We start from the raw sequence: 19090 nt of genomic DNA on the forward strand, positions 1-19090 counted from the left end.
CGTCAGCCCGACGAAACCGGGCTGACGCCAAGCGCACCCGCTGGCGTCCCACGTCACCGGAGCACGCCGCATGAAACTGCTGAAACCGTCCGAAGTCGCCGAACGGCTCGGCGTCAAAGAATCCACGCTCGAAGCGTGGCGGTGCCGCGGAGGCGGGCCGGCACTCGCCTACGTGAAGATCGGCCACGCTGTTCGCTATCGAGAGCCCGACCTCGCGCGATTGATCGCTGAGAACCTGCACGATCGCGAGGCCGCCGCATGAACACCGCCGACCACCTGGCCGCGCTCGGTCGCCTCTACGGTCCCGGCGCCGGCGAATTGCGCAACACGGTCGAAGCCGCCGCATACGCCCTGGGCGAGTCTGCAGGCGACTTCCGCACCGTCGCGCATATCGACGCCGCGCTCGCGACTGTGGAGGGCTTGCGCCGCCACCTGCTGCGCCTGCGCGCGTGCATGGGAGAGGCGGATGGACGGGCCTGAAAACGCACACGCCCCGACGATGCGGGACGCGGCTGCCGACTTTGGCGAGTTCAGGCAGGCCGATGATACAGCGGCAGAGATAACGCTGTTGCAGCGCTATTTGCTGCTGCGAAATGCGTCAGTCGATAGGCGCTTGTCCGCCGCTGCTGTCGCCGTCCTGGCCGTCGTCGTTGACCACGTGAACAGTCGTACCGGCAAGGCATTTCCCGGCTTCGATCGAATGCGCGGCATCACGGGATTGCACCGCACGTCGGGAATGCGCGGCGCCGCAGAGCTTGAGCGATTCGGCTACATAGAGGTTCAGCGCGAACTGAATCGGCCAAACCGTTACCTGCTGACCGCGTGGCCGACAAGTAACGAGTGGCCGACCAGTCGCGCGAGTGCGACCGGTAGTGCAAACGCGACCGGTCATATCGACGCAACCGGTAGTGCGGAAGTGACCGGTCGCATCCGTGTATCCGACCGGTCGCATGCACGCACAAAACCGGTCGCATCCGTGCACAAGACCGGTCGCATAGATGCGACCCGAACTTGCTCTTTAACCAAAGAGCAACTTGATAAGAGCAATCAATCACCGGCTTCGCCTGGATATCGCTTCCATGAGTTCTGGGCGATCTATCCACGAAAGGAAGCGAAAGCGCCTGCAGAAAAGGCGTGGGCATCCGGCAAGCTGGATCAACTCGCCGACGCGATCAACGCTGATGTTGCAGCACGCATTGCCGCCTGCGATCAATGGCAAGACCGCCGCTTCGTGCCGTTGCCTGCCACATACCTGCGCGGGAAACGATGGAACGACGAATGGCGCTCTGACGATTCCACAACGCCACATCAGCGCCTTGGCGAAGACGGCCGGACCGACGACGAACTCGATGCCGCGGCTGCGCAACAACTTGCGCGCTGGAAAACGGGAGCAACGACATGAACCGCTTCGACGAGGCGATGGCGCGGGGCAGGGCGAACCGCGGGCCGTGGCAATGCCCCGAGCATGGCGTTTACGGCGATCGGACCGTCTACGGCCGCACTCCAACGGACTGCAGCGGCTGCAGCGATCGCCTGCGCGAGATCGAGCGCGAGCACGCCGAAAGCATGCGCACATTCCGCGCGTGGGACGAAAACGCCGGCGTGCCTACGCGCTATCGGTGCGCGACGATCGGCCACATCCAGCCGGTGAACGCGAGCGCGAAGCGGCTTCGGAGTTCAGTAGCCAACTACATGGCGAACATCGGCGATCGGCTCGCCGACGGCGATGGGCTGACGTTGCTCGGGCCCGTCGGCACCGGCAAGACGTTGGCGCTGTGCGCCCTGGTCAACACGCTGTGCAAAGACGGCGTGGCGGCGCAGTACGTCGGCTTCCCCGAGCTGGTCGCTGACCTGAAGGCGTCATTCGGCGAGCGCCACGCTGACGACCGTTCGCCGATGGAAGGCCCGATGAGCTGCGATCTGCTGGCGTTGGACGAGATCGGCGTCAAGGCTTTGACCGAGTTCGAGGCGGCGACGTTGTTCGCGCTGGTCGATGGCCGCTACACGCAGCGCGCGGCGACCCTGATCGCAAGCAACGCTCGCGAAAAAGAGCTGCCCGCGTTGCTCGGCGAGCGCGTCGCCGATCGCCTGCGCGAAACGAACTCGGTCGTCATCCTCGCCGGCCCTTCGCAGCGCGGCGTAATCCCGCCTTCTGGACCCGATGCGATTTTGCGGCCCAAGGCCGTCGAGATCTGCGTACACGATTTTGGCCGCTGGCAGACCCATGTCGTCGGAGCGCCGAAATGACTGCGAAGCGCTACGCGAACGCTCCCGGTTTGCGCTGGTTTCTGCGCCGCTCCAATCCCCCACACCCCCTACCGCCGAACCGGCGAAACCGGCGCAGCCGGTCCGCCAGTCTCGCGGGTTGCGCCAATTGCCGAGAACCGGCGAAACCGGCGAAACCGGCGCAGCCGACTACCGACGCCGCCGCGACGGCGAAACTTGATTCAGCCCAACCAAGGAACGACCCATGACGCCCGAAACCACCAGTCAGAACGACCGGACCGCCGCCGCCTTGCATGCCGCATTCGACCTGGCGCGCGAGATGCTCCGGGCTGCGCGCGCCGATCCGGAATGCGCGGAAGCGACGACGGCCGCGCGCCAACTGGTCGAATGCGGCGCGCGCTACGCGGTGACGTTCGCGTTCGGCGCGAAGACTGAGATTTTGCTCGCAGTGGTTGGCGAAGACGACGCAGACGACGCGCGCTTCCCGATCGCGAACGTCACCGTTGATCTGGCCGGCGGCGCTATCCACTGACCCGCGGCGAATTCTGAGCAATTCCCACCCACCGAAAGGAGCAAGACCATGATCGCCACCGCAACCACCGCAATCGCCATCTCCCGTGCGTCCGCTTCCGCCGATGCAATCCTCCAAGCGCTGCTCGCGTCGCCAGACCCGGCGACCCAGCGCGCAAGGACCCGCGCAGCGCACGCGGTGCGCCGGATGCGCGGACACGTCGAGATCACGCTCGGCATGGGCCGCAGGCGAACGGCGACGATCGCCGTGGCGAACGCCAAGCGCCGCGAAGAAATCGCGACGTTTGCCGTCCTGGCCGGAGCGGCGTGATATGGCACGCACCCGGCGACAACAACCCGCTGACGGGGCCGACGAACAGCACAGCGCGGCCAAGGACGCCTTGGGCGCGGCGCAAGCGCTGGCGCGCGAGATGCTGGACGTAGCGCGCAGCGACGCCCGCTGCGGCGAGGTGATGAGCAAGGCCCGTGCCGCGGTCGAACACGGCTCGAAGCTCGCGCTCGAATTCGAGTTCGGCGCGCAATCGCGAATCGTGCTCTCGGTGAAAGACGGGCGCGGAAATCGCGTCGCGCTCGCGTCGGTTCAAGTCATCACACCGAGCGCTCCGATGCATTGACCAGTTCCTCACGGAGCGCGCTATCATGCGCACGTCGCCGCGCAACGCGTCGACAAAGCGCGCAACGCGCTCCAGCTTGAAGCCTGATCCATCCGCTTCCCGGAGCCGTTTCCATGCGCATCGCAACCGCAACGCCTTTCGTTCTGAAACTCGCCAAGCCCGATGCGGCCGGCGAGTTTTCCGGCATCGCCGCAACCTGGGCCGTCGATCGCGACGGCGAAGCCTTCCGCCGCGGTGCCTTCGCCGAATCACTCGCGTCCTGGCGCAAGCGCGGCTCGCTGCCGCCGCTGCTCTGGCAACACGACCCAGCCGAACCGATCGGCGTCCTGATCGACGCGCAGGAAACCGCCGCCGGCCTCGAAGTCGTTGGACGCATCGCACTCGGCACGGACAGCGGCCGGCGCGCCCACGCGCTGCTGCAAGCCGGACCCGGCGCGCTCGCGCTGTCGCCCGGCTTCGTCGTCTTGGACATGGACCACGGCGCGCGCGTCCCGACATTCACGCGCATTGATTGGGCAGAGCTGTCGCTCGTATCAGTGCCGGCGCAGGCTGGCGCGATCGTGACCGCCGTCAAGTCCATGGCGGAACGATTCTCCAGCCGCAAAGACTTTGAACATGCAGCTCGCGACGCGCTGCACCTGTCGGCAAACGAAGCGAAACGTCTCGCTGCCGGCGGATGGGCTGCCCTGACTCGCGACGAGTCCGAAGCGGCCGAACACGCACCACTATCCGCGACCGTCAAGGCCGCACTTTCTCGAATCGCCAACGCGAGGTAATCGACATGAACACCGCAACCATTCGCACGAAGAACTATCAGGGCGCCGACGGCGACGCCGCCGCCGCGCTGTTGACGAAGGCCGCGCAGACGATCGAGGCCGTCGCCACCGAACAGAAGGAAATGAAGGCCAAGCACGGCGAGATTCTGGCGCGCCTGCAGGAAACGGAACAGAAGCTCGCACGCGATGACGGCTATGGCGCAGCCGCGCCCACGAACGCCGGCCGCATGCAGTTCAAGAGCATCACCGAATCCGAATCCTTCGAGCACTTCCGCCAGCGCCGCATGGATCGCAGCGAGCGCTATTCGCTGCCGCTGTCGATCAAGGCGCTGCTGACGGACACCGGCGACCCGGACACTGCAAACGGTCTCTATCCTGGCCGCGTGGAACGCCTGCCCGGCCTGCACGGCTACGCGATGCGTCCGCTTCGCCTGCTCGATGTTCTGACGGCAGTACCGCAGACGACCGGCACGTTTGAGTATGTCCGCATTTCGGCATCCGGCGGCGCTGAAGTCCAAGACGGCGAGGGCGACGAAAAGGCCCCGATGCGATTCGACGGCGAACTCGTCACCGGCCGCGTCGCGACGATCGCGGTGCACACGACTTGCAGCGCGCAAGTCTTGGATGACGACACGCAATTGCAGGCCGAGCTGTCGCGCATCCTGGCGCATTCGGTGGTGGCGAAGATCGAACAGCAATTGATCGTCGGCTCCGGAACCGGACTGCACATTGAAGGGCTGCACACTGCCGCCACGGCGATCGCGACATCGCCGGATTCAATCGTCGATCGCCTCGGCACCGCCATCGTTGCCATGGAAACCGACGGCCATTCGCCCAACGTGATTTTGCTGAACCCGACGGATTGGTTCACGGTCCAAACCATGAAGTCCGCCGATGCCCGCTACCTGTTCGGCAACCCCGCCGCGCCGGCAGCGCCGACGTTGTGGAACCGCGCCATCATCACCAATCCGAACGTTCCGGCCGGGACCGCAGTCATCGGCGACACGGCGCAAACCGAAGTCCGCGACCGCATGCAGCCGACGGTTTTCCTGTCGCGCGATCACTTGGACTACCGCACGCGCAATCTGGTCCTGATCCTGGTCGAGGCTCGCCTCGGTCTCGCGATCTTCAACGAATCGGCATTTCGCCGGGTTGACCTGGGCTCACTCACCTGATGTTGCCGGGATGGACTGACGATGCCCGGCTGCAACTTGTTCCGTCGTCAGTGCGGCCTGCTCGTGCCGCGTAGCAATCGAGCACGCCCCGAGCCGACTATCCACCGGCTCGGGGCACCTACCCCCGGTACGTGGTTGCGAACTTGGAATGCCTGAAATGAAGGCACGCGGCCGGAGTCACAAAAACCCGTCCACGAAACCGGAGTCCCGGCAGTTTGTAGGAGACCGACCATGGCCAGACCACGCAAACCGACTTCGCTGCTCGCGATCAATGGCACCCTGGCCAAGAATCCCGGCCGTTACGCAGACCGCGCCAGCGAGCCCGTAGACGATCGCGCGCTCGGCCCGCCACCGGACACCATGCGACCCGATCAACGCGCCGCCTGGCTCGAAATAGAGCGCTTGGCGCCATGGTTGCGATTCGGCGATCGCATCGCGGTTGAAGTCACTGCCGCGTTGCTCGCGACGTTCCGCGTTGGTGGCGTCGGCATGATGCCGCCGGCGATGCTGACGCGGCTCGAAACGATGCTCGCGCGCCTCGGGATGACGCCTGCGGATCGAAGCCGCGTCGCCGCCGGCATCGGATCGAGCGGCGCGGACAATCCATTTTCAGCACTGAAGCGCAAGCCGATCGGCTGACGCTTGTGCGGATCATGTGCTGAGACGCGGCGCGCCTACCTTGCGTCGCATGACCACCGGCTCCGACTTCCGTTTCGTTCTGACTGCCGACCTTGTTGCGGCCGCGCTGGATCAAGCGCAAGCGCTTCAGCAAGGCGCCTTGGACACGCTGGCTGCCTCACGATGCCATGCGCTGTTGCGCGAGCTTGCTGCGCGTCTGGCGCCGGATGCCGTTGACTGCTACGAACCGCGATGCGGGCCCGATCGCATGGCGGAAGCCTATTCAGCCTGGGCGGTCAATCGCTGCATCGTGGAGCGTGGGCACGTGCTCCGCTTCGCCGCGCGCCGCGTGCTCGGCGACGCGCATCATGGTCGGCGTGGTGCGGCTCACTTCCTGCGCGACTGCGGAACCGATGCGCTACTGCGGGCGGCGTTGGACGAGCTTCAAGGCATCGCGACTTCGCGCAGTGCCGAGTGCGGTCTCGGGCATCCTCGGACGAGCAAGCCGAGATTGACCGGCTGACCTTGGAGAGCTTGATCGAGTTCATGCCGGCGCCGGCTCTGAATGACGGCGCGCGGCGTCGGCGATCAACCGCTCCACCCTGGCCATCTCCTCCCGGATGCCTTCGATCGTGGCTTGCGTGCCGAGATAGTCGGGGCTCGATTCGAGTTCGGCAAGTTCGGCTTGCAGGCGCTTGATCCACTGGCGCGCGGATTCGGTGTCGGTCATGGCGGCTTCCGGAGACATGTCGCCATTCTCGGCCGTGCGGCCCGATCCAACATCGGACGGAATCGGAGAATGGGGTGCGAAATGTCGCAGGGCGAAGTGGGCGAATCGCTGAATTGCCCGACCTGCACGAAGGCCGAGCCGTCGCGGCGGTAAGCGCTGAACGTCCTGCACTCCCGACGCCGGCCGATCTGGCGCGACGATCCAAGGCTCGCGCCTCACCATCTGCGACCTGGCGCCGCCGTTGCTGCGAAACATCGGGACCGAGCCTGCGATCACTGCCGGGACCGCCTGCGACCGATGCCGGCAATCACCTGGAATCGAGGCAACAAAAAAGCCACCGCATGGGTGGCCTTTTTGTATTCTCAGGGTATCCCCGAGGTATCCCAACACTTAATGCGAATTCTAGGAAATTGCCGCAAGTGCTGGTGCCGGTGGAGGGACTCGAACCCACACTGTGTCACCACAAACGGATTTTGAGTCCGCCGCGTCTACCAATTCCGCCACACCGGCCGTGCAGGGGCGCGCATCATAGCGGGCGGGCGCGGTGGGAGGAAGGTGCTGGTGCAGCTACAGCGCGTTCAAGAACTCGGCGACCGGGGGCGCGAAGCGTTCGAAGTCGACCAGGAACGAGTCGTGGCCCTGGAGGCTCGGCAGCGCGTGGTATTCGACCACGGCACCGCCGCCGCGCAGGCCTTCGGCGATTTCGCGTTGCTGCTCGATCGGGAACAGGATGTCGGTGGTGACGCCGATCACCAGCGCGCGCCGCGCCTGGGTGCGGGCCAGCGCGATGTCGACGGCGCCGCCGTGGTCGGCGAGGTCGAACCAGTCCATCGCGCGCGACAGGTACAGGTAGCTGTTGGGATCGAAGCTGCCGACGAAGCGGTCGGCGTGCGCGTCGAGATAGGCCTCGACCTCGAACTCGCGCTCGAACGGGCGCGGGTCGGGATCGTGCATGCGCTTGCGGCCGAAGCGGTTGCGCCATTCCTGCGGCGAGCGGTAGGTGACCATGCCGAGCTTGCGTGCGATGCGAAAGCCGTTCTCGGGCCAAGCGTCGGCGCTGTAGTCGCCGTTCTTCCAGTTCGGATCGCGGCGGATGGCTTCGCGTTGCACGGAACGGATCGCGGTCGCGAACGGCAGCGAGTGCGGGGCGGTCGAGATCAATGCCAGGTTCGGCGCCAGGCCGGGATGCAGCACCGCGAAGGCAAGCGCGGTCATGCCGCCCATCGACGGGCCGACCAGCGCGCGCAAACGCTGGATGCCGAGCGCATCGAGCACGTGCCGCGCCGAAAGCGCGATGTCCTCGAGCGCGAGTTCGGGGAAGTCGAGTCGATAGGGTTGCCCGGTCGCCGGATTCATCGAGGCGGCGCCGGTCGAGCCCTTGCAGCTGCCGAGCGAGTTCACGCAGAGGACGAAGTGACGCGACGTGTCGATGGCCTTGCCCGGGCCGACCATCGCTTCCCACCAGCCCTGGCTCGGGTCGGCAGCGGACGAGGCCGCGTGTGCGCCCGGGGACAATCCGGTCAGGATCAGCACCGCGTTGCCGTGCTCGGCATCGAGCTCGCCCCAGGTTTCGTAGGCGAGGCGCGCGCCGTGCAACTGGCCGCCACGATACAGCGTGTAGGGCGATGGCAAGTCGAGATAGCGGGTGGCGCTCATGCGGGTCCGGGCAGATCGGGAGCGGCGAGCTTAGCCGCAGCGCGCGGCGTGGCTCAATGCAGGCAAGATGGCGCCATGGACGGAAACTCGCCGCAAGTCACCAGTGCGCAGTCAGGCCTGCACCCGCGCCTCGACGAGATCGTGCAGCGCCATCGCGAACATGCCTGGCGCGCGCCGCTGCATGCGCCCAGCGTGGCGCAGTTCGGGCGCTGGCTGGCGCAGCATGAGCGCGCGCGACCCCTGGTGCTCGATCTCGGCTGCGGCCACGGCGACAGCAGCGTGTTGCTGGCGCAACGGCATGAGGATGCGATCGTGCTCGGGATCGATCAGTCCGCGCATCGGCTGTCGCGGCTCGCGCCGGAAGGGTTCGCGGTGCATGACCGCGTCGTGCTGATGCGTGCGGAAGGCGCGACGCTGCTGCGCCTGCTCGCGGCGCAGGCGCTGCCGATTGAGCGGCTCTACCTGTTGTATCCGAATCCGTGGCCGAAACCCGAGCACCTGATGCGGCGCTGGCACGGGCATCCGGTGCTCCCGATCTTGCTCGCGAACGCACGTGGGATCGTGCTGCGCAGCAACTGGCGCATCTATGCAGAAGAATTCGCGCGCGCGGCCGCGTTGTGCGGACGCCGTGGCCGGGTGGTGACGCTGCCCGCGGATGCCGAGTTGCTGACGCCGTTCGAGCGCAAGTACGCGGCCTCCGGCCATCCGCGCCACGAGCTCAGCATCGGCGATGCCTGATGTGGCGCTGGCGTTGCCATGACTCCCGGCACGGCGGTTTTCACCATGGCGTTGCTAGTCTGCCGCGACGCCGTGCGGACGGCGCACCTAACGGAACCGGACCATGACGCAAGAACTGCCTGCGGTCGCTGGCGACGCGATCGATGCAAGGCCAGAGCCGGCACCAGCGGAACCGGTTGAACTGACGCCGGTGGCCGAGGCCCAGCGCCTCGATGTGCTCGACGTGCTGCGTGGCTTTGCGTTGATCGGCATCCTGCTGATGAACATCGAGTGGTTCAATCGCGCCATCGCGGTGCTGACCATGGGCGACATGGGGCTGCGCGATCTCGATCACGGCGCCGGATTCCTGGTCAAGGTGTTTGTCGAAGGCAAGTTCTACAAGCTGTTCTCGCTGCTGTTCGGCATGGGTTTCGCGGTCATGCTGTTGCGCGCCGAGGAAGCCGGGCGCCCGTTCTTCGCCTGGTTCGCGCGTCGTGCCGGCGTGCTGCTCGCGATCGGCCTGGCGCACAGCATCTTCCTGTGGACCGGCGACATCCTGCACGACTATGCAATCGGTGCCTTCCTGCTGCTCGGCATCGCCTGGCTGCGCACCAAGCCGCGTTTCGCCTTCCTGCGCAATCCGCAGTCGCTGCTGCGAATCTCGATCGGCATGATGATCGTGCCGATCCTGATCATGTCCGCGGTCGGGATCGGCAGTGCCGTGACCCGTGATCCCACCGATATGCGCGAGCGCTTCGTGCTGAGCGAGGCCAAGCGCGCCGAACTCGAAAAGGCCTGGCCGAAGCGCGAGGCCGAGTTACTGGCCGAGGCGCGCAAGATCGCGCCGGGAGAGGTCGGCGAGCGGCCCGATGAAGACGAGGAAGACGCAGCCGACGCGCCCGCGACCGAGACTGCTGCAAAACTCGCTCCGCTCACTGGCGCAGCTCCGCAGGCAGTGGAGGCAGCAGGCGCCAAGCCCAGTGCGCGCGAGAAGAAGGCCGCGAGCAAGCAGGCGGCGGAAGACGAAAAGAAGTCGAAGGGCGACGCGAAGGCAAAAGCAAAGGACAAGCTGCCCGCCGAGAACTGGTTCAAGCGCCGCGAATTCCAGACCAAGGCGATCTTCTGGGAAGAGCAGGCGATGACCAGCCCGAGCTACGCCGTGGCCACGCGCTATCGCTGGGGGCAGACGCTGGAGAGCATGGCCGGCGCGCCGTTCTTCGCGCTGTTCCTGCTGCTGCCGATTTTCCTGCTGGGCTGGTGGCTGGTCGAGACCGGCAAGATGCGCAATCCGGAAGCGCATCTGAACCTGTTCCGCGCCATGGTCTGGGTCGGGTGGCCATTCGGGCTGGTGTTCGCGATGGCGGCCGCAATCCTGACCTACCACCCCGCCTGGGTCGAGGCGCGCGGTCCGGATGTCGTCACCCAGTCGCTGCACTGGTGCGGCCAGATGTTGCTGTGCGCTGCCTACGTCGGCAGCTTCGTGCTGCTGCTGCGCAAGGCCTTCTTCAAGCGGCTGTTCGGCTGGTTGGCGCCACTCGGACGCATGGCCCTGACCAACTACCTGACCCACTCGCTGGTGTTCTCCACCCTGTTCTACGGCTACGGCGCCGGCTGGTTCGGCCAGGTCTCGCGCTTCCCGCAGATGGGTCTGGTGCTGGCCATGATCAGCCTGCAAGTGATCGGCTCACGCGTCTGGCTCGCGCACTTCCACTACGGCCCGATGGAATGGCTGTGGCGCTCTGCCACCTATCTGAAGTGGCAGCCGTTGCGCCGCTGAAAACGGGGGCGGGACGCTGACCCCGTTTCTCAGCGCGTGGCTTCGAAGCGGACGTGGAAGCGGGCGCCGCCGAGTTCGGGGGAGGGTTCGACGTTGAGGTTGCCGCGGTAGCTGCGGACGATGTCCTGGACGATGGCGAGACCGATGCCGTGGCCCTGGACGCGTTCGTCGCCGCGGACGCCGCGCTTGAGCAGGGCTTCAACCTTGTCTGCGGGGATGCCGGGGCCGTCGTCGTCGACACACAGGTCGAGGCCGGGGCGGCGCGTGCCGGGTGGGTGGATGCGTGTGGCCTGCAGCACGACCCGGCCCTTGGCCCATTTGAATGCGTTCTCGAGCAGGTTGCCGAGCAGTTCGAGCAGATCGCCGGTTTCGCCGTAGAAGCGCGCCTGCGGGTCGATCTCGAACTCGCACAGTATGCCGCGGCCGGCATAGACCTTTTCGAGACCGGAGACGATCGCTTCGGCGTGCTTCTCGATCTCGATCGGCGCCGCAAACGGAGCGTGGCCGGAGGCGGCGGCGCGTGCCAGTTGGTAGGCGACCAGTTCATCCATGCGGCGCACCTGCTCGGCGATAGTGCCTTGCGTCGCGGCGTCCGGATCAGGTTGTTCGAGCTGGCCGCGGATCACCGCCAGCGGCGTCTTCAGACTGTGCGCGAGATCACCGAGCGTATTGCGGTAGCGCAGGCGCTGCTCGCGCTCGTCGGCAATGATGTCGTTGATGCTCGAGGTGAGCGGCGTCAATTCGCGCGGATAGCGGTCGGGCAGGGCATCGCGCTCGCCGCGCTCGACGCGCGCCAGATCGCTGGTGACCTGGCGTAGCGGGCGCAGGCTCCAACGCAGCATCAGCAATTGCACCAGCAGCAGCATCAGCGCAGAGGTTCCAAGGTGTGCGAACAGCGTGCGCCGATACACCGTGATCTGGCGCTTGAGCACCGCCTCGTGCTCGGCGACGAAGAAGGTGAGCCGCATCTCCTTGTCGCCACTGGACATCTCCCATGCCACGCCTTGGGCAAAACGGTAGACGCCACCGACGTTGGTTTCGATCGGGCCGTCGAACTGAGTACGGCCGGGTTCGAGGCGCAGGTCGAACGGCAGCTGCCGTCCGAGCGCCGAGGCCGAGCGCCATTCGATCTCCGGCCCGACGACGCCGGCGTAGAGCCCGGACTGCGGTCGATCAAAACGCGGCTCGGGCGGGATGTCGGGCAGGATCAGGCCGCCGCGGACGTTGATGTCGGAGCCGGACAGGTAGGCCCAGACATAGCTCTGCATTCGGTCGCGCATCGCCTGCAACGCGCTGCGCTTGAAGGCCAGGTCGAGGGCGTAGCCGGTGGCGCCGAGAAAGGCGGCGAGCGCCAGGCTCGCCGCCCACAGCAGTCGCGTCTGCAACGACAGGGCGCGACGCATGCGGCCGGCTTCAGTTCGTGCGCGGAATCGCGAAGCGGTAGCCGCGGCCGCGCACGGTCTCGATCGGCTTGAGTGTGGTATCCGGATCGAGCTTGCGGCGCAGGCGCCCAATGAACACTTCGAGCACGTTCGAATCGCGATCGAAGTCCTGCTGGTAGATGTGTTCGGTCAGGTCGGCCTTGGAAACCAGTTCGCCGGCGTGCAGCATCAGGTACTCGAGCACCTTGTATTCGTAGGTGGTGAGCTCGACGCTGTTGCCGGAAACGGCCACAGTCTGCGCCGTGGTGTCGAGTTCGATCGGGCCGCATTCGAGCTGCGGCTTGCTCCAGCCGGTGGCGCGGCGCATCAGGGCATTGATGCGCGCGAGCAGTTCCTCGACATGGAACGGCTTCACCAGGTAATCGTCGGCGCCGGTCTTCAGGCCTTCGACCTTGTCCTGCCAGCTCGAACGCGCGGTCAGGATCAGGATCGGGTACTTCTGGCCCATGCCGCGCAGCTTCTGGATCAGTTCCAGGCCGGTCATTTTCGGCAGCCCGAGATCGATGATGGCGACATCGAACGGAACTTCCTTGCCGAGGAAGATCGCTTCTTCGCCGTCGCAGGCGGTGTCGACGGCATAGCCTTCGCGCTTCAGGCGCGCGGCCAGGGTCTCGCGCAGCGGCGCTTCATCTTCGACGAGCAGGATCCGCATTCACTTTTCTCCTTGTTGTGGTGGCCGTCCGGCAGCTTCCGGCGCTTCGTTGTCGGGCATCTGTACCACGCGTACGCGGCCGGCCGGAGTCAGCAGCTTGACGCGGTAGACATCGCGACCCTCGTTGCGCATGCGGTCTGCCGACAGGATCTTGCCGCCGTGTTGGCGCTGGGCATCCTCGATTGCGCGGTGCATGTCCTGGCTGATTTCGCGCGGCATTTCGTAGCGGCTGCGCAGCGATTGCGCGCGCAGTTCGCGCGCGTCGCCACGCGGCGCAAAGCGGTCTTGGCTTGCGGGAGCAGTGGGCATGCGCTCGTAGCCGGAGCGACTGAAGCGCGAACCAGCATCGGCGGGCGCGCCGCCGCCGATTTCGGGTGCACGCGCGCTGGTCGGGGCTTCCGGGGGCTCGGCCGCGACATGCGCCGATGCCGCCGCGAGAGCGGCGAGGCAGGCGAACAACAGCGGGCGGGTTGCGGTCATGGCTGGATCATAGCCCCGGGCCAGTCCCCGGGAAACGAGGCCACGATGGTCCAGTGGCATTGAATCTCGGCTGAAGCGGATCAACCGGCGCCGAGCGCAGTGGCCAGCGCTTCAGCTTCGGCGCGCAGCGGGCGTGCCTGCGCCGGTTCGCGCAGCCAGCGTGCCAGCGTCTCCGGAACGGGCACGCGGCGACCGATCAGGGGCTCGACCACCGCCTCGAACTTGGCCGGATGCGCGGTCGCGACGATCGCCCAGTCACGCCGATCCCCGGCTTCGCGCCGCTGCGCGACGAACTCGGCGGCGGTCGCGGTGTGCGGGCAAATCACCGTGTCGAACTCGGCAAGGAAAGCCCCGACGCGGTGACGGATGGTGTCATCGTCGACCGCGAGCGCATGCAGACCGCTGCTGTCGGCGAACCCTGCGCGCAGGCGTTCGAGGTTGCTCGGCGCGCCCACGTCCATCGCGTTGGCGATGGTGGCGATCGAGGGATGCGGCCGGTATTCGCCGCTGGCGAAGAATTCGGGCAGCACGCGGTTGGCATTGGTCACGATCGCGATGTCGCCGATCGGCAGGCCGAGCGCGCGTGCCCAGACCGCAGCCAGCGCGTTGCCGAGGTTGCCGCTCGGGATCGCGAAGTTCAGGGGCGCGCCGCCTCGTCGCGCGTGGCGCAGGGCGGCCTGTGCGTAGTAGGCCATCTGCGGCAGCAAGCGGCCGATGCTGATGCTGTTGGCGCTGGTCAGCGGTACTGCCGCCTGCAGTTCGGCGTTGGCGAACGCGGCTTTGACCATGGCCTGGCAGTCGTCGAAGCTGCCATCGACGGCGAAGCTGGCGACGTTGTCGCCGAAACAGGACAGCAGGTGCTTCTGGCGCGGCGACACGCCGTGGTCCGGGAACAGCACCGCAACCTTGAAGCCAGAACGTCGGTGGAAAGCGCCAGCGACCGCCGAACCGGTATCGCCGCTGGTTGCGACCAAGACCGTCAAATCCGCGGCATCCGGTTCACGCAGACGCGACAGGCAGGCCGCGAGCACGCGCGCACCGACATCCTTGAACGCGCCGGTCGGGCCGTGGAACAGCTCCAGCAGATGCGTGCGGCCGTCGTTCAGCGCCACCAGCGGGGTGTCGAAGTCGAGCGCCTCGTGGCAGATCGCATCGACCTGGTCGGCCAGTGGCGAATCGGCGAGGAACGGGCGCAGCAGCGTGGCGGCGACGTCGCAAAGCGCGTCCTGGCCGGTGAAATCCGCGGCGGTGAGCCGCAGCCAGTGCTCGGGCACATACAGTCCGCCATCGCGCGCCAGGCCACGTTGCAAGGCATCGACGACGCTGCAGCGGTCGCCGCCGCGGGTGGAGATCACGTGCATGTTTCGATCCTCGCGCCGGGGGCGGCGACGGCTGAGACGAAGGTGCGTGCCGACAGGCCGGCTGCGGCAAAGGCGCGCACGGCGTCGTCCTGTGCGGCTTCCGCGGCGGCGCGCGTGGCGAACCAGCCGAACACGCTCGGTCCGGCGCCGGAGATGCTGGCACCGTAGGCATCGTGGTGGAGCAGCGCCTGTTTCACCGCGGCGAATCCGGGGATCAGGTCGGCGCGACGCGGCTCGACCAGCACGTCGCGCAGGCCGGCGCGGATCAACGCGTGATCATTCGTGTACAGGCCGACCAGGAACAAGGCCAGCGCCTCCGATTGCGGGACGAACTCGCCGATCGCGAAGGGCGCACGCAGGCGCTCGCGGGCGACGCGGGTTTCCACCACCAGGTCCGGATGCACGATCAGCGCATGCAGGCCGGCAGGTACTGGCAGTTGCACGCGTCGATCGCGCGCGGCCAGCACCAGGCCGCCGAGCAGACTGGGTGCGACGTTGTCGCCGTGGTGACCTCCGCTCGCCGCGAACTCGCCTTCGAGTGCATGCGGATACAGTGCTTCGAGCGGCAGCGGCGCGTCGAACAGCGCATTCGCGGCGACCAGCGCGGCCACCGCGGAGGCCGACGAACCGCCCATGCCCGAGCCGAGCGCGATGCCCTTCTCGATCTCGAGCGCGACGCCGAAATCGGCACCGCGCGTATGCAGCAGCGACGCGACGGCGCGCGCCCGGTGTTCTTCTCGATCTCGCGCGGCAGTTCCATCGGCAGGCCGCGGATGGCGTCGACGCGCACGCCGGGTGTCGCCGTGCGGGTCGCCATCACGCGATCGCCCGGGCCTTCCAGGGCCTGTCCGATCAGGTCGCATCCGACCGCGCAGTTGCCGATGCTGGCCGGGGCGAAGGCGACGGCGCGGTCGTGGCTCATACGCGCGCCCCGAGATAGGCGGCGACGCGCAGCAGGTCGGCGAACACGCCGGCCGCGGTCACGTCCGGGCCGGCGCCCGGTCCCTGCACCACCAGCGGGTTCTGGTTGTAACGCGCGGTGGTGAACTGCACGAAGTTGTCGGTGAGCTTGCCGTTGGCGAACGCATGCGACTTGGGCAACGCGCGCAGTCCGACGCGGGCGTGGCCTTCGGCATCGAGCGAGGCGACGAAGCGCAGCACCTCGCCATTCGCACGCGCCGTGTCGAGCTTCGCCTGCATCGCGGCATCGAGCTCGGGCAACTTCGCCATGAACTCCTCGACCGAGCCGCCGGCGAGCGAAGCCGGCACCAGGCTGTCGACCTCGACATCGCCGAGTTCGGTGGACAGGCCCAGCTCGCGCGCCAGGATCACCAGCTTGCGCGCGACGTCGCGGCCGTCGAGGTCGTCGCGCGGGTCGGGCTCGGTGTAGCCGAGGCGGCGCGCTTCGCAGACCAGTTCCGAGAACGGCTGCGAACCGTCGAAGCGGTTGCACAGGAAGGCGAGCGTGCCCGAGAACATGCCCTCGATGCGGTCGATGCGATCACCGGTGTCGATCAGGTCGCGCAGCGTCGAGATGATCGGCAGGCCGGCGCCGACCGTGGCCTCGTAGCGGAAACGAGCGCCGGATTCGCGTGCCTGATGCTGGATCTCGCGATAACGTGCAAGTGGCCCGCTGCCGGCCTGCTTGTTCGGAGTCACGATGTGGATGCCGTGCGCCAGCCACTTCGGATACTGCGCCGCCACCAGCGGCGAGGCCGAGCAGTCGGCGATCAGTGCGTGCGGCAGGTGCGAGGCATGTACGTGTCTGGCGAAGGCGTCGAGATCGGCTTCCCCGGCCTGCGCCCAGGCGTCGCGCCAGTGCGCCAGATCGATGCCGGTTTCCGCGGTTGCGAGCTTGCGACTGCCGGCGATGGCGCGCACGCGCAGGTCGATGCCGAAGCGTTCGCGCAGGCGCGGCGCGGCTTCGCGCAACTGGTCGATCAGCACCGCACCGACATGGCCGGGGCCGACCACGCCGACCGAGATCGCCTGCGCCGAGAGGTAGAAGCCGGCATGCACGGCGCGCAGCGCGCGGGCGGCATCGACGCTGTCGATCGCCACCGAGATGTTGCGCTCGCTCGCACCTTGCGCGATGGCGCGAACATTGATGCGGCCGCGACCGAGTTGATCGAACAGCTGCGCCGCGGTGCCCGGGTGCCCGGCCATGCCGTCGCCGACCACGGCGAGCACGCTGATGCCGCGCGTCACCGCGATGCGTTCGATCATGCCGCGGTCCAGTTCGCGCGCGAACGCCTCGGCGAGCAGGCGTTCGGCACGATCGACCTCGGCTTCGCGCACCACGCAGCAGATCGAGTGCTCGCTTGAACCCTGGGAGATCATCACCACCGAGATGCCGCCGTGGCGCAGCGCCCCGAACACGCGCTCGGCGGTGCCGGGCACGCCGATCATGCCGGCGCCTTCGACGTTGAGGATGGCCAGACCGCCGAAGGCGCTGACGCCCTTCACCGGCGGTTCCAGCGAGCGCTCGGCGCTGATGCGCGAGCCGCGGTGCTCGGGGTTGAAGGTGTTGCGGATGTAGATCGGGATGTTGCGTTCGATCGCCGGCGCCATGGTCTGCGGATGGATCACCTTGGCGCCGAAGTAGGCCAGTTCGCAGGCCTCGTGGTAGCTCAACTCCGGGATCAGCACCGCTTCCGGCACCGCGCGCGGGTCGGCGCTGTAAACGCCGTCGACATCGGTCCAGATATGCACTTCCGCGGCTTCGGCGAGGGCGCCGAAGATCGCGCCGGAGTAGTCGGAGCCGTTGCGCCCGAGCGTGGTCGCACGGCCTTCACCGTCGCGCGCGACGAAGCCGGTGACGACGTAGCGCGTGCTCGGATGCTGTTCGCGCCAGGTGTCAAACAGCGTCTGCGACTGCGCCCAGTCGACCATCACCCCGAGTTCCTCGGCGCGCACGCGCAGCACTTCGCGCGCGTCGCACCAGACCGCGGCGTCGCCGCGCACCAGGAAGTGCTCGGCCAGCAATCGCGACGACCACACCTCGCCGAGTCCCTGCACCAGGTCCAGCGCCTCGCGCGACGGGCTGCCGAGCAAAGCGAGCGCGTGCAGCACGTCGGCGAGGTCGGCGAATTCCTGTTCCAGCCATTCGACCGTGGTTTCGGCGCGGGCGCCGAGCAGGGCCAGCGCGGCGGCAAGGTGGCGCTCGCGCAGTTGCGACAGGGCCTCGCGCCAATGCTTGCTGCGTGCCGCAGCGCTGTTGGCGAGATCGATCAGCGCGTCGGTGACGCCCTGCATCGCCGAGACCACCACGATCTGGCGTTCGTCGCTGCGCGCCGCCAGGATGGCCGCAACCTGGGCGATGCGTTCGGCGTCGCGCATCGAGGAGCCGCCGAACTTGTGGGCGACGAATGCGTGGGACTGGTTCATCAGAAGATCTCCGCGACGCAGCAGCGAAGGCTGCCGCCTGCTTTTTCGATTTCGGTGAGGTCGACACTGCGCACGCTGAAACCGGCATTGCCGAGCAGATCGCGATGCGCGGTGCTCAGGGCCGCATCGGCGCGCGCGCTCATGAACACGGTGCCGGGGGCGAGCGCGATGCAGTTGCCGACGAAGTTTGCTTTCTCGTCGTCGTCCAGCCAGATCACGTTCGGCGCGTAGCGCTCGGCGATCATCGCGGGCACGCGCGGGTCGGCAAACGATCCCGCGTGCAACACCAGCGCGCGTCCGGCGAGCACGCTCATCACGACATTGGTGTGGTACTCGCCGGCGGCGAGATCGAACATGATGCTGTTGCCGAAACCGAAGGCGCGATGCATGGTCTCGGCGCCGGCGCGGTTCAGGCGCTCGCTCAGGCCGAAGTAGCCGATGCCGGCAGCGCGATCCGGCACCAGCGCGCCGGTGAGTTCGGCGACGATGCCGGTTGCGATCAGCGATTCGACGCCGTAGCCATGGCGCGTGCGGAACCAGTCGGGAATGTCGTCGCGCTGCGCCTCGCGCTGGCGCACCGCATGGCGCATCGCGCCGATCATCAGCTTGCCGGGCACGGTCGCGAACACGTTGTTCGGAAACACCGCGTCGGGGGCATCGGGCAGGCCGGGGAAAATCTGGGTCGGGATCACGCGGCCGATTTCCTCGACCAGGGCCGCGTGCTCGCGCAGCGCGCGTTCGCGATCGACCCCGCCGGTGGCCATGTAGCGATTGTCGGTCGCCGACTCGGGGGCGAGCGCGAAATGATCCGGGCGCACGAAGAACGCGGCGCGCGCCGTCGCCGGCCGATCGAGCGCCGGCGCCTGCGCGCGCAGCGCATCGCGAAAGGCGACAGGGTCGGAATGCAGGCCGCTGCTCGCGGCCTGGTCGGAGACGCCGGTGGACATG

The 19090-nt window shown here is 67.3% G+C and carries 20 protein-coding genes, 1 tRNA gene and 1 pseudogene; 12 read left to right on the forward strand and 10 right to left on the reverse strand.

What is annotated here, in order from left to right; all coding sequences use genetic code 11:
* The first annotated feature begins 70 nt into the window (after positions 1 to 70).
* The 10 genes from IPG63_15335 to IPG63_15380 all read left to right on the forward strand — a co-directional run bounded on the left by IPG63_15335 (position 71) and on the right by IPG63_15380 (position 5961).
* Entirely contained in the window at positions 71 to 262 is a 192-nt protein-coding gene (locus IPG63_15335) for a helix-turn-helix domain-containing protein (protein MBK6728573.1), read from the forward strand.
* Positions 259 to 480 carry a hypothetical protein gene (locus tag IPG63_15340; protein ID MBK6728574.1) on the forward strand — a complete coding sequence of 74 codons (222 nt, stop codon included), beginning with the start codon at positions 259 to 261 and terminating at the stop codon, positions 478 to 480. Before IPG63_15335 ends, IPG63_15340 begins: the two co-directional genes overlap by 4 nt.
* Positions 467 to 1402, forward strand: coding sequence for a hypothetical protein (locus IPG63_15345; GenBank protein ID MBK6728575.1), 936 nt, complete (start codon positions 467 to 469; stop codon positions 1400 to 1402). Before IPG63_15340 ends, IPG63_15345 begins: the two co-directional genes overlap by 14 nt.
* Positions 1399 to 2247 carry an ATP-binding protein gene (locus IPG63_15350; GenBank protein ID MBK6728576.1) on the forward strand — a complete coding sequence of 283 codons (849 nt, stop codon included), beginning with the start codon at positions 1399 to 1401 and terminating at the stop codon, positions 2245 to 2247. Before IPG63_15345 ends, IPG63_15350 begins: the two co-directional genes overlap by 4 nt.
* A gap of 223 nt (positions 2248 to 2470) precedes the next feature.
* The gene (locus IPG63_15355) at positions 2471 to 2758 is read left to right on the forward strand and encodes a hypothetical protein (GenBank protein MBK6728577.1); all 288 of its coding nucleotides are present in this window, start codon (positions 2471 to 2473) and stop codon (positions 2756 to 2758) included.
* Positions 2759 to 2806: 48 nt separating this feature from the next.
* Positions 2807 to 3067 (forward strand): hypothetical protein, encoded by a 261-nt coding sequence (locus IPG63_15360; GenBank protein MBK6728578.1) that lies wholly within the window; start codon positions 2807 to 2809, stop codon positions 3065 to 3067.
* A gap of 1 nt (position 3068) precedes the next feature.
* Positions 3069 to 3371 (forward strand): hypothetical protein, encoded by a 303-nt coding sequence (locus IPG63_15365; GenBank protein MBK6728579.1) that lies wholly within the window; start codon positions 3069 to 3071, stop codon positions 3369 to 3371.
* Positions 3372 to 3484: 113 nt separating this feature from the next.
* On the forward strand, positions 3485 to 4147 hold the full coding sequence (locus IPG63_15370) for an HK97 family phage prohead protease (protein ID MBK6728580.1): 663 nt from the start codon (positions 3485 to 3487) through the stop codon (positions 4145 to 4147).
* Positions 4148 to 4152: 5 nt separating this feature from the next.
* Positions 4153 to 5322 (forward strand): phage major capsid protein, encoded by a 1170-nt coding sequence (locus tag IPG63_15375; GenBank protein ID MBK6728581.1) that lies wholly within the window; start codon positions 4153 to 4155, stop codon positions 5320 to 5322.
* Between the two features lie 231 nt (positions 5323 to 5553).
* Positions 5554 to 5961 (forward strand): hypothetical protein, encoded by a 408-nt coding sequence (locus tag IPG63_15380; GenBank protein ID MBK6728582.1) that lies wholly within the window; start codon positions 5554 to 5556, stop codon positions 5959 to 5961.
* 523 nt (positions 5962 to 6484) lie between these two features.
* On the opposite strand, the gene IPG63_15385 is transcribed toward IPG63_15380, so the two are convergent.
* The 3 genes from IPG63_15385 to IPG63_15395 all read right to left on the reverse strand — a co-directional run bounded on the left by IPG63_15385 (position 6485) and on the right by IPG63_15395 (position 8326).
* Entirely contained in the window at positions 6485 to 6670 is a 186-nt protein-coding gene (locus IPG63_15385) for a hypothetical protein (GenBank protein ID MBK6728583.1), read from the reverse strand.
* A gap of 423 nt (positions 6671 to 7093) precedes the next feature.
* Positions 7094 to 7180 (reverse strand) — tRNA-Leu (locus IPG63_15390).
* Positions 7181 to 7237: 57 nt separating this feature from the next.
* Entirely contained in the window at positions 7238 to 8326 is a 1089-nt protein-coding gene (locus tag IPG63_15395) for a homoserine O-acetyltransferase (protein MBK6728584.1), read from the reverse strand.
* A 75-nt stretch (positions 8327 to 8401) separates the two neighbouring features.
* On the opposite strand from IPG63_15395, the gene IPG63_15400 reads away from it, so the two are divergent.
* The gene (locus IPG63_15400) at positions 8402 to 9064 is read left to right on the forward strand and encodes an SAM-dependent methyltransferase (protein MBK6728585.1); all 663 of its coding nucleotides are present in this window, start codon (positions 8402 to 8404) and stop codon (positions 9062 to 9064) included.
* Positions 9065 to 9167: 103 nt separating this feature from the next.
* Positions 9168 to 10820: a DUF418 domain-containing protein gene (locus IPG63_15405; GenBank protein ID MBK6728586.1), complete on the forward strand. Its 1653-nt coding sequence runs from the start codon at positions 9168 to 9170 to the stop codon at positions 10818 to 10820.
* Positions 10821 to 10849: 29 nt separating this feature from the next.
* Here the strand turns inward: IPG63_15405 and IPG63_15410 are convergent, their stop codons facing one another.
* The 7 genes and pseudogenes from IPG63_15410 to IPG63_15440 form a co-directional block, all read right to left on the reverse strand.
* Positions 10850 to 12223, reverse strand: coding sequence for a two-component sensor histidine kinase (locus tag IPG63_15410; GenBank protein ID MBK6728587.1), 1374 nt, complete (start codon positions 12221 to 12223; stop codon positions 10850 to 10852).
* A gap of 10 nt (positions 12224 to 12233) precedes the next feature.
* Entirely contained in the window at positions 12234 to 12914 is a 681-nt protein-coding gene (locus IPG63_15415; GenBank protein MBK6728588.1) for a response regulator transcription factor, read from the reverse strand.
* Entirely contained in the window at positions 12915 to 13394 is a 480-nt protein-coding gene (locus tag IPG63_15420; protein ID MBK6728589.1) for a hypothetical protein, read from the reverse strand.
* A gap of 80 nt (positions 13395 to 13474) precedes the next feature.
* Positions 13475 to 14755 carry a threonine synthase gene (gene thrC / locus IPG63_15425; protein MBK6728590.1) on the reverse strand — a complete coding sequence of 427 codons (1281 nt, stop codon included), beginning with the start codon at positions 14753 to 14755 and terminating at the stop codon, positions 13475 to 13477.
* Positions 14746 to 15677 (reverse strand): annotated as a pseudogene (locus IPG63_15430) (homoserine kinase). The gene thrC and the pseudogene IPG63_15430 overlap by 10 nt, the downstream one beginning before the upstream one ends.
* On the reverse strand, positions 15674 to 18142 hold the full coding sequence (gene thrA, locus IPG63_15435; GenBank protein ID MBK6728591.1) for a bifunctional aspartate kinase/homoserine dehydrogenase I: 2469 nt from the start codon (positions 18140 to 18142) through the stop codon (positions 15674 to 15676). The pseudogene IPG63_15430 and the gene thrA overlap by 4 nt, the downstream one beginning before the upstream one ends.
* Complete coding sequence (locus tag IPG63_15440) at positions 18142 to 19089, reverse strand: amidinotransferase (GenBank protein MBK6728592.1); 948 nt, start codon at positions 19087 to 19089, stop codon at positions 18142 to 18144. Before IPG63_15440 ends, thrA begins: the two co-directional genes overlap by 1 nt.
* Position 19090: the final 1 nt, after the last annotated feature.

The organism is Lysobacterales bacterium, from assembly GCA_016703225.1.
GTDB lineage: Bacteria > Pseudomonadota > Gammaproteobacteria > Xanthomonadales > Ahniellaceae > JADKHK01.